The organism is Vibrio sp. V08_P9A1T1 (genome assembly GCF_963874405.1).
Classification (GTDB): domain Bacteria; phylum Pseudomonadota; class Gammaproteobacteria; order Enterobacterales; family Vibrionaceae; genus Vibrio; species Vibrio anguillarum.
The window spans coordinates 1-10518 of record NZ_CAWNIB010000026.1 but is presented as its reverse complement, the minus strand read 5'-3'; the positions used below and the strand labels follow the sequence as shown (position 1 = coordinate 10518).

Sequence of the window (10518 nt, the reverse complement as noted above, 5' to 3'; positions counted from 1 at the left end):
AGATTATTGATAGTTCATTGACATGAAACGTGGTTTTTTCAAAAAGAAAACGTTTGCTATTTGCTTTGTCAATTCAATGAGTGGTTGATTTGTGTTTTATGAATGAATTTGGCGAGGTGTAAATGTTAAAAAAAAGATCGATTTCTTGGTTTGACTCAGAAATCGATCGGGTTGGTTTTTGCTGTAAACCAATTTATTTCAACGTCGCTGCTTTCATGCTGGAAACGAAATGGCTGAGAGTCGTTAACATTTCATCTGGCTGATTAAGTCGTTGTTCAATAATTTTCACCACTGCGGATCCCGATATTGCGCCAGCGGCACCGGCGGTGATGGCCTGTTTGACTTGCTCAGGTTCTGATATCCCAAACCCAAGCAATGCGGGTGGGGCATCAAATTGGTTCAGTCTTTCCAACAAGGCATGTACTGGCATATTGGCTTTTGTTTCTGCTCCTGTCACACCGGATCGAGACAGTAGATAAGTATAGCCACGGCCAAGTTTGGCGACCGCGGCTAGGGTCTCATCACTGGCGGTGGGTGGTGCGATGAAAATGGGTTGAATCCCGTATTTGTCTGCCGCCGCGACAAATTCACGGCTTTCATTAGTCGGAACATCGGCGATCAATACTGAATCTACACCCGCATTTTTACAGCGTTGGTAGAAGTTTTCGATGCCGCGTGAATAAACTAGGTTGGCATACATGAGTAGTCCGATAGGCAGGTCGGGATATTGCGCGCGAATTTTGGTTATTAACTCAAAGCAGATATCTGGAGTCGTCCCTGCATCCAGTGCACGAATATTAGCCCCTTGGATGGTTGGGCCATCAGCGAGCGGATCAGAGAAAGGGATACCGAGTTCTAATGCGTCTGCTCCTGCTTCCACTAGCGTTTGCATGATGCGCAGTGATTGCTCTGGATCTGGGTCCCCGATGGTCACAAATGGAACAAACGCACCTTGATTGTTGTCAGCTAAACGCTGAAATAGGGTTTGATAGCGATCCATTACAGCGCTCCTTTCTCTTCTAATAGTTTATGGACGGTGAAAATATCTTTATCGCCGCGACCGGATAGATTCACGACCAATAACTGCTCTTTTTCTGGCTCGGCATACGCCATCTTCACGGCGTAAGCAACCGCATGTGATGATTCCAGCGCGGGAATAATGCCTTCGTTACGTGCGATCGATTGGAAAGCATCGAGTGCTTCATCATCGGTAATGCTTTCGTACTCAGCGCGGCCTGTCGCATAAAGATGAGCGTGCTGAGGGCCAACAGAAGGGAAATCAAGCCCAGCGGACACCGAGTAAGACTCTTCCACTTGCCCGTTTTCATCTTGCATCAAAGGTGATTTCATGCCGAAGAAAATACCTGTTTTGCCGTGCTTCAATGGCGCGCCATGCTGGTGGGTATGAATGCCTTTTCCTGCTGGCTCAATGCCAATCAAACGGACATTCTTTTCTTCAATAAAGTCAGCAAACATGCCAATCGCGTTCGAACCGCCGCCGACACAAGCAAGCACCGCATCTGGTAAACGACCTTCGCGAGCCAAAATTTGCAGTTTCGTTTCTTCGCCAATCATGCGTTGAAATTCACGGACTATGGTTGGAAATGGGTGAGGCCCCGCTGCAGTACCTAATAAATAGTGGGTGGTTTCATAGGTGGCAGACCAGTCACGTAGCGCTTCATTGCACGCATCTTTAAGTGTTGCTGATCCTGAATGAACGGGGATCACTTCTGCGCCCATTAGCTTCATACGAAACACGTTGGGGCTTTGGCGTTCAACATCTTTTGCACCCATATAAACGCGACATTTTAGCCCCAGTAGTGCGCAGGCCAACGCCGTTGCAACACCATGTTGCCCTGCGCCTGTTTCGGCAATAATTTCATGTTTACCCATACGCTTAGCAAGCAGTGCCTGACCAAGTACTTGGTTAGTTTTGTGTGCGCCACCGTGCAATAAGTCTTCACGTTTTAAGTACAATTTGGTTTTTGTGCCTTTCGTGAGGTTTCGCGTCAAAGTTAGCGCCGTTGGCCGACCTGCATACTCTTGTAGTAACGTCATGAATTCAGAACGAAATTCAGGATCTTCCTGCGCATCAATAAAAGCTTGTTCCAATTGGTCAAGCGCTGGTACTAAAATTTGTGGAACGTATTGACCACCGTATTCGCCAAAATAGGCATCGAGTTTTGCCATGATTCGTATCCTTAGTCTCTGTGTTACTGCTGAGTGATTCAGCGGTAATGAATCTATTGTTATCCCTTGCTACTTGACCTTGCGGCTGGGTGAGTCACTCGCTTTTCAAGTCAATGGGAATCGATTTAGTGTTAGTACTGCCGAATAGCGTCGAACGCTAGGGTTAGCTTGTGTAAGTCTTTTTTCCCCGGTTCGCTCTCAACACCTGAATTGAGATCGAGCCCTAAACAACCGATGTTTGCTGCTTGCTGAGCATTTTCAGGGGATAAGCCACCCGCCAACATGACATCGTTTACCTCGGTTAGTAATTGCCAGTCAAAACGTTGGCCAGTGCCGCCAGATTGCGTTCCTACTTTGGCATCGAATAAATGACGGTCAATGTGGCGCTCAAGTTTGGTCGGCAGGCAGTCGCTCACGCCATAAGCTTTCCAGATTTCAATCTGGCTAGGTAAGTGAGCTCTCAATTGGTCAACATAGGCTTGATCTTCTTCGCCATGCAGTTGCACCGCAAAGAGTTTTAACGTCGTAGCAATCTGCGTAATGGCTTCAATAGTGTGATTTTGAAACACGCCCACGTAGCGCAGCGGCGCGCCGCTCATCGTCAAACGTGCATTGTCCAAGTCGACATAGCGTTTGGATTGCGGCACAAAAATTAAGCCACCAAACACGGCTCCAGCTTGATAGGCTTTGGCCGCATCGTCAGCATGAGTTAAGCCGCACACTTTGTTTTCGCCGAGCGTCACTTTGCGTACCGCTAGCTCTAAATTTTCTTCGGCCATTAACGAGCTGCCGATTAAAAATCCGTTGGCGTATTGCGAAAGTTCACGCACTTGTTGGTGAGTATAAATACCAGACTCTGAGATGATCATGGTTCCTTCTGGGAGTAAAGGTGCCAGCTGTTTAGTGCGATTTAGATCGGTTGAGAGATCGCGCAAGTTGCGGTTATTAATGCCAATAACTTTCGCTTGCAGGGCGACTGCCCGGTGCAGCTCTTCCTCATTGCTCACTTCGGTTAAAATACCCATACCCAGTTGGTGAGCCACATTGGCTAGCGTTTGATAGTGTTGATCATCAAGGACGGACAGCATCAATAAAATGGCATCTGCACTGTAGTGACGAGCCAAATAAACCTGATAAACATCAACCATAAAGTCTTTGCAAATCACAGGTTGGCTTACTTGCGCGCGAACGCGTGGCAGAAATTCGAGGTTGCCTTGGAAATATTTTTCATCAGTCAAAACTGAAATGGCGTCTGCATATTGATGGTAAACCGAGGCGATATAATCCAAATCAAAATCTTGGCGAATGAGCCCTTTGGAAGGTGACGCTTTTTTACACTCCAAAATAAAAGCGGTTTTACCCGTATTTAACGCATCATAAAATGAGCGATCCGATGCGGTTAATAAATGTTCGAAGCTGCCCAATGGTTGCTGCGTTTTACGCTGCTCGACCCATTCATATTTGTCATTGACGATTTTGGCCAACACTTCAGCCATTTGAGTATGCTGGGTTGAAATGTGGTCAGAAAGTTGCTCAGGCATGGGGCTTAACCTCTTTGTGCCAGTTGTTGGACAAGCTGATAGGCTTTGCCCGAGTTCATTACACTAATGGCCTGTTGTGTATTGGCTTTGAGATCTTCTTGGCCAAAAAGACGCAGCAGCAGCGCCACATTGACAGCGACGGCAGCCAGTTGCGCTGGCGTGCCTTTCCCTGTCAGCAGGTTGGTAATAATGGCGCGATTCTCCGCAGGCTCACCACCCTGAATGGCTTCAAGTGGATAGCTTTCAACACCAAAATCTTTAGGTGTTAAGGTGTATTCGATGATGTGTCCATCACGAATTTCAGCCACTAAGGTTTCACCATGAATCGCCACTTCATCTAAACCACTGCCATGAACGACCGCTGCACGTTTCAATCCCATTTGTAACATGGTTTGGGCAATAGGCAGAACCAGTTCTTTACTGTAAACACCCATCAGTTCAATGTTGGGGCGAGCGGGGTTAATCAGCGGCCCTAATATATTGAAGATAGTGCGCGTTTTCATGGTTTGACGCACGGGCATCGCATGACGCACGCCACCGTGATATTGCGGCGCAAATAGGAAAGCGACGCCCAAGTCATCGATGGCTTGGCGAGTATTTTCAGCGCTCATCGCAAGGTTAATACCAAATGAATCCAGTAGATCAGAAGAGCCTGATTTGCTCGATACTCCACGATTACCATGTTTGGCAATTTTTACGCCACAGGCAGCAGCAACAAATGCTGCGGTGGTTGAAATATTAAAAGTATTTGAGCCATCACCACCAGTGCCGACTATGTCTGCAAAATCATAGTCTGGCCTTGGAAACGGGGCCGCGTTAGCCAATAATGCTTTGGCTGCACCAGCAATTTCATCGGGTGTTTCACCTTTGATTTTCAGTGCCGTCAATACCGCTGCCATCAAAATAGAGTCGAGTTCACCACGGATGATGAGATCAAACAGTTGCTGGCTTTCTGCTTGCGAGAGCGACTGCTGCGCGTAAAGTTTATTAATGATGTTTTCCATAAAATATCCCTATAAATCCGTTAGTGGGTGCTTTTTTCTAAAGCCCAATCGATCGCATTGGCAAGCAATGCTGCGCCATGAGTAGTCATGATGGACTCTGGATGAAATTGAAAGCCGCACACTTTATCTTGCTCTTGCACCACGGACATCACGAGCCCATCAACCTCAGCCGTGATGGTTAAACTATCTGGAACCTCAGTAGCCACTAGGGAATGATAACGAGCAATGGCTAGTGGTGACGGTAGCTGTTGGTAAATACGATGATGTTGGTGTTCCATCATCGAGATTTTGCCATGGATAATTTCGCCAGCACCCGCGACAGTGCCGCCGTAAGCTTCAACAATCGCTTGGTGACCTAAACAGATGCCAATGATCGGCACTTTGCCCTTAAGGCGTTGGATTAATTGTGGCATGCATCCCGCGTCTGCGGGCGCGCCCGGTCCGGGGGAGAGTAGCAGCAGCGGTTCATCCAATTGAAAGACCGCTTGTTCAATGCTCTGTGCGGCGATGTTGTTGCGATAAATCGTCACCGTATGGCCGAGTGAGCGGAATTGATCAACAAGGTTGTAGGTAAAGGAATCAAAGTTATCGATAAAAATAATGTTGGCCATGTCTGCTACTCCTGATGCGCGGCTTGAATTGCAGAGATCACGGCTTGTGCTTTACCACGTGTCTCATCGGCTTCCGATTGAGGGTCTGAATCATAAACGACCCCAGCGCCCGCTTGAACTTGCGCAATACCCTGTTCGACATAAGCCGAGCGGATCACGATGCAAGTATCTAAATCGCCTTCCCCGGTAAGGTAGCCTACCGCGCCACCGTAACTGCCACGGCGGGCTTTTTCCACGTTACGGATAAGCTGCATGGCCCGAATTTTCGGCGCACCAGTGAGTGTGCCCATATTCATGCAGGCTTGGTAAGCGTGCAGTGCATCGAGATCGCTTCGGAGTTGACCCACCACGCGAGAAACCAAATGCATAACGTGACTGTAGCGATCCACTTTCAATAAATCAGCGACGTGGCGCGTTCCTGCTTGTGCAATACGTGCGACATCGTTGCGCGCAAGGTCGACCAACATCATGTGTTCAGCGTTCTCTTTTTTGTCGCAACGTAGCTCAAGTTCAATGCGGCTATCTAAATCAAAATCAATTGAACCATCGGTGCGTTTACCACGGCGGCGAGTCCCTGCGATAGGGTAAATCTCAATTTGGTTGGTTTCGGTGGCGTATTTCAATGCGCTTTCAGGAGAAGCGCCAAACAGAGTAAAGCGTTCGTCTTGCATATAAAACATATAAGGGCTTGGATTGCTCTCTTTCAGTTTTTTATAAGCAGCAAGTGGTGAAGGGCAAGGCAGCGTAAATCGGCGAGAAGGGACCACCTGAAAAACATCGCCTTTCACGACAAATTCTTTTAACGCTTGAACGGTCTTGCAAAACTCTTGGTCAGAAATATTCGTTGTCACGCTTACGTTAGCTACGGTTTTGGCTTGCGGTAGTAATTTGGGTGCGGCACATTGCTGCGCGATCTCTTGTAAACGAGTAATTAATGTTTCGCGCATTGTTGGCGTGGGGTTAAAAACACTGGCTTGCAACTGACAATGCTCAGTTTTATGGTCAATCACTAACAAGGTTTCCGCGATATAAAAAACGTAGTCTGGACACTGATTAGTCGTATCGGCATTTCCTAGCGGTTCGAAGTTGGCCACCAAATCGTAGGCAAATAAACCGCCTAGAAAGAGGGCATGTTTATCGTGATGACGAAGATCGAAACTGTGCTGCACGAGACGTAGTGCATCAAAAGAAGAGGCTTCGCGTAGGCGAGAATCTTCGTCTAGCGTGTCGCATGGTGCTTGAAATTGAAGCGTTAAGGTATTTTGTTGTAACTGATGTTCAATATCCGCTTTAATATTACGCTGTAGATGTTCGATGAGCTGTTGACCATTGTCTGTCAATGCGTGAAAAGTGACAACGTGACCAAAGCAAGTGATGCGCACGGCAGCATCAACCAATAATAGACTTTTGAGATCCTGTTTTGAGTCGATCTCGGCGGATTCTAATAGCAAACAATCTGTTTTTGACTCACATAGCGTATGAAATAGACGTGTTGGATCTTGGGTATAAGGCACGGACATATTGATTACGTCAATTTGGCCTAAGTTTTTAATTTCAATGGTCTTATTCACAAGACCTCCTTGATGAATTTTAATGTTCCTGTCGTCCATACTCGCATAATCCTCTTAGAGACCCAATCATCACTTTGGGGTTTTCGCTGTTTTATTGCGCAATGTAATGTGAGCTATTCGACAAAATAAAAAGCCCGCTCATTGAGGCGGGCTTTGTGAATTCGTGTTCTATTTTAAAAGTACACGGTTGCCCACCAAGAACTTGTCCAAGTGTGCCACCAATTGAGCTCAGATGAAGCTGCGCTTAAATTGTGATTATGGTTTTGGTTAAATTCTTGTAACATGGTCAACCTCAAATACGTGCCTTGCATTTGTGTACTAGTTAACTAGTGCGAGAGTAAAAAGTCAAGCCTAAAAGATGGCCAAAATAAAATTATGAGAATTGATCTACATAGCCACACCACTTCTTCAGATGGCAGGTTATCGCCGCAAGCGTTAATCGATAGGGCGCTAAGCTTTGATATTGAGGTATTGGCGATCACTGATCACGATACGACTGATGCATTAACTATTGCTCATGACTATATTAATCAGCAACAATTACCCATCACCTTGATCGATGGCATCGAGATTTCCACGGTTTGGCAAAATAAAGATATTCATATTGTTGGGCTCAACATCGACTCAAACGCTCAAGCTCTGCAGCAGTTAATTGAGCAGCAAAAGGCACATCGTGTGCAGCGCGCACAATTGATTGCACAACGATTGCAAAAAGTGACACGTGAAGGGGTGTTAGAAGAGGTGCAAGCCATCGCCGGAGAGGCACCGATTACTCGTGCGCATTTCGCAAAATGGCTGGTTGAACAGGGTTTTGCGAAGAACATGCAGCAGGTGTTCAAAAAGTTTCTCACCCGCGATAATCCCGGGTATGTACCACCAAGTTGGTGCTCGATGACCGATGCCGTTGAAGCAATACACGCCGCTGGTGGCCAAGCGGTATTAGCGCATCCTGGACGATATGACTTGACGACCAAGTGGCTCAAGCGCTTAATAACGGCGTTTGTAGAAGCGGGTGGTGACGCTATGGAAGTGGCACAGCCACAACAAGCGCCACAAGAAAGACGTAATTTGGCCGATTATGCCATACAATACAATCTATTAGCTTCTCAAGGCAGTGACTTTCATTACCCCTCACCTTGGATGGAACTGGGGCGAAATCTTTGGTTGCCTTCTGGCGTCGATCCTGTCTGGAAAGATTGGGGTTTAAGCCCCGTAGATAGACTCAATAATGAGGAATTACAATGAGCCAGTTTTTTTACGTTCATCCAGAAAACCCGCAGACTCGCTTGATTACTCAAGCGGTTGCCATTATCCGCAATGGCGGAGTTGTTGTGTACCCAACGGATTCTGGTTATGCACTAGGCTGCCAACTAGAAAATAAACAAGCATTAGAGCGTATTTGCCAAATTCGCCGCCTTGATGATAAGCATAATTTTACCTTGCTGTGCCGTGATTTGTCAGAGCTCTCTTTTTATGCGCGTGTGGATAATACCGCTTTTCGCTTGCTAAAGAATAATACACCTGGCCCTTATACGTTTATTTTCAAAGGGACCAAAGAAGTGCCACGTCGGTTGATGAATGCGAAGCGTAAGACGATCGGTATCCGCGTGCCTAATAACCGTATTGCACTTGATTTACTTGAAGCGTTAGGTGAACCACTAATGTCCACTTCACTTATTTTGCCCGGCAACACCCATACAGAATCGGATCCAGAAGAGATTCGGGATCGCCTTGAGCATGCCGTGGATGTCATTTTAAACGGGGGTTATTTAGGTGAACAGCCGACGACAGTGATTGATTTCAGTGAAGATGAGATGGTGGTTGCTCGCGTGGGAGCGGGCGATCCAACACCTTTTGAATAGCTTTTGAGTAGGCCATCAAAACGAGTGCTTTTTGGCGTAGAATTTGAGATACTATGCGGCCGCGATTTTGGGGTCGCATTTTTTCATTCGACGTCTGTGAAGACGACACATAGGTAGATAAATGAGCGAAAAGTTACAAAAAGTTTTAGCACGAGCTGGTCATGGTTCTCGTCGTGAGTTAGAAGCTTTGATTAGAGCAGGACGTGTCAGTGTTAATGGCAAGGTAGCTATGTTGGGCGAGCGTCTAGAAGATGATAACGCGGTTGTGCGTATTGATGGACATGCTGTTTCCGTTAAAGCGCCAGAAGAGGTTATTTGTCGAGTGCTTGCTTACTACAAACCGGAAGGTGAGCTTTGTACCCGTCATGATCCAGAAGGTCGTCGGACGGTATTTGATCGTCTACCTAAAATTCGTGGTTCGCGTTGGATTTCAGTTGGCCGCTTAGATGCCAACACCTCAGGCTTACTTCTCTTTACTACCGATGGTGAATTGGCTAATCGCCTTATGCACCCAAGCCGTCAAGTAGAACGCGAATATTTAGTGCGTGTTTTTGGCGAAGTGAACGAGCAGAAAGTGCGTAACCTCGTTAAAGGGGTTGAGCTAGAAGATGGCTTGGCACGCTTTGAAGATATCGTTTACGCTGGTGGTGAAGGTATGAACCATACTTTCTACGTCGCGATTAACGAGGGCCGTAATCGTGAAGTTCGTCGTCTTTGGGAATCTCAAGATACCACAGTGAGCCGTTTGAAACGCGTTCGTTATGGCGAGATCTATTTGGACAAAAAACTGCCACGCGGCGGTTGGATGGAACTGGATCTTAAAGATGTAAACTATTTACGTGAATTGGTTGAACTGCGTCCTGAAAAAGAGACGATGCTAGATTTGAGCAAAGACAACACTTCACGTACTCGTGAGCGTGCGCGTAGCCAAAAAATTCGCCGTGCCGTTAAGCGCCATGAAGAGCGCGTAACGACGACAGGCAAGCCTAAAAGTCGTACGACCAATGGTACAACGACGAATGGTAAAAAAACTAACGGTACGACAACCAATGGCACAACGACTGGCCGTCGCAAGCCTGCTTCAAGTACCCGTAACAGTGGTGCCGATGGTAGCCGCGGCACTGGTCGGCCTCAAACTGGTAAAGCGAAAGCGCCACGTCGATAAGCGAAACTTTCTCGTTGCCTGTTAATTGATATTAAAATCCCGAGCTAAGCTCGGGATTTTTTCGTTTAAGAGATTGATAATAAACTAAAAATTAAAACAATAGAGTTGGTATTGAGCACTTGTGCATGATTGACATCCCTATGTTCATATTTTCTGGTATTAAGTGAGTAGAGTGAAGAAACAGGCTACATGTGGCATGTATGGTATGGTTGACTAAATTTTAGTGATGCTACAATGTTACGATCATAAGCGGGTACATTTGGAGTCAGTTAAACATGGATAGAGCAGGCATCTCAGCCGTTAAAGTGGCACTTATCTACGCAACATTTGCCGTGCTCTGGATATTATTCTCGGATATGACAGTCGAATTATTGCTAGATAACGCCCAGTTGCGCGCTCTCGCTCAAACCTATAAGGGGTTGATGTTTGTCATTATTACCGCCTTACTTTTGCTCATGTTGGTGCTTAGAGGGAATCGCTTACTAGAAAAAGCCAATGATATGGACAGCCTCACTGGGCTGCACAGCCTTAGTATGTTTGTGCGTACTCTCAATATAACGATCAAAAAATTAAA

General features: G+C 46.5%; 10 protein-coding genes, 1 pseudogene and 1 other annotated feature. Of the genes and pseudogenes, 4 read left to right on the top strand and 7 right to left on the bottom strand.

The window, feature by feature from the left end:
* Positions 1–193 precede the first annotated feature (193 nt).
* The 7 genes from trpA to AACT21_RS01600 form a co-directional block, all read right to left on the bottom strand.
* Positions 194–1000, bottom strand: a complete 807-nt coding sequence (gene trpA / locus AACT21_RS01630; RefSeq protein WP_017047754.1) for a tryptophan synthase subunit alpha — start codon at positions 998–1000, stop codon at positions 194–196.
* Positions 1000–2190 carry a tryptophan synthase subunit beta gene (gene trpB, locus AACT21_RS01625; RefSeq protein WP_017044620.1) on the bottom strand — a complete coding sequence of 397 codons (1191 nt, stop codon included), beginning with the start codon at positions 2188–2190 and terminating at the stop codon, positions 1000–1002. The genes trpA and trpB overlap by 1 nt, the downstream gene beginning before the upstream one ends.
* Before the next feature lie 131 nt (positions 2191–2321).
* Entirely contained in the window at positions 2322–3731 is a 1410-nt protein-coding gene (trpCF, locus tag AACT21_RS01620; protein WP_094164104.1) for a bifunctional indole-3-glycerol-phosphate synthase TrpC/phosphoribosylanthranilate isomerase TrpF, read from the bottom strand.
* 5 nt (positions 3732–3736) lie between these two features.
* Positions 3737–4735 carry an anthranilate phosphoribosyltransferase gene (gene trpD / locus AACT21_RS01615; RefSeq protein ID WP_017042019.1) on the bottom strand — a complete coding sequence of 333 codons (999 nt, stop codon included), beginning with the start codon at positions 4733–4735 and terminating at the stop codon, positions 3737–3739.
* Positions 4736–4755: 20 nt separating this feature from the next.
* The gene (locus AACT21_RS01610; protein WP_017042020.1) at positions 4756–5346 is read right to left on the bottom strand and encodes an aminodeoxychorismate/anthranilate synthase component II; all 591 of its coding nucleotides are present in this window, start codon (positions 5344–5346) and stop codon (positions 4756–4758) included.
* Between the two features lie 5 nt (positions 5347–5351).
* On the bottom strand, positions 5352–6917 hold the full coding sequence (locus AACT21_RS01605) for an anthranilate synthase component 1 (RefSeq protein WP_026028041.1): 1566 nt from the start codon (positions 6915–6917) through the stop codon (positions 5352–5354).
* A 124-nt stretch (positions 6918–7041) separates the two neighbouring features.
* Positions 7042–7144 (bottom strand) — a sequence feature (Trp leader region).
* On the bottom strand, positions 7091–7228 hold the full coding sequence (locus tag AACT21_RS01600) for a hypothetical protein (RefSeq protein WP_010318233.1): 138 nt from the start codon (positions 7226–7228) through the stop codon (positions 7091–7093). It overlaps the preceding feature by 54 nt.
* Positions 7229–7292: 64 nt before the next feature.
* On the opposite strand from AACT21_RS01600, the gene rnm reads away from it, so the two are divergent.
* From rnm to AACT21_RS01580, 4 genes and pseudogenes are all read left to right on the top strand, one after another.
* A complete protein-coding gene (rnm, locus tag AACT21_RS01595) occupies positions 7293–8162 on the top strand; it encodes an RNase RNM (protein WP_017042022.1) in 870 nt (289 codons plus the stop codon).
* On the top strand, positions 8159–8779 hold the full coding sequence (locus AACT21_RS01590) for an L-threonylcarbamoyladenylate synthase (RefSeq protein ID WP_013857139.1): 621 nt from the start codon (positions 8159–8161) through the stop codon (positions 8777–8779). Before rnm ends, AACT21_RS01590 begins: the two co-directional genes overlap by 4 nt.
* A 121-nt stretch (positions 8780–8900) precedes the next feature.
* On the top strand, positions 8901–9944 hold the full coding sequence (gene rluB, locus AACT21_RS01585) for a 23S rRNA pseudouridine(2605) synthase RluB (protein WP_013857138.1): 1044 nt from the start codon (positions 8901–8903) through the stop codon (positions 9942–9944).
* A gap of 275 nt (positions 9945–10219) precedes the next feature.
* Positions 10220–10518 (top strand): annotated as a pseudogene (locus AACT21_RS01580) (putative bifunctional diguanylate cyclase/phosphodiesterase); the annotation flags it as partial.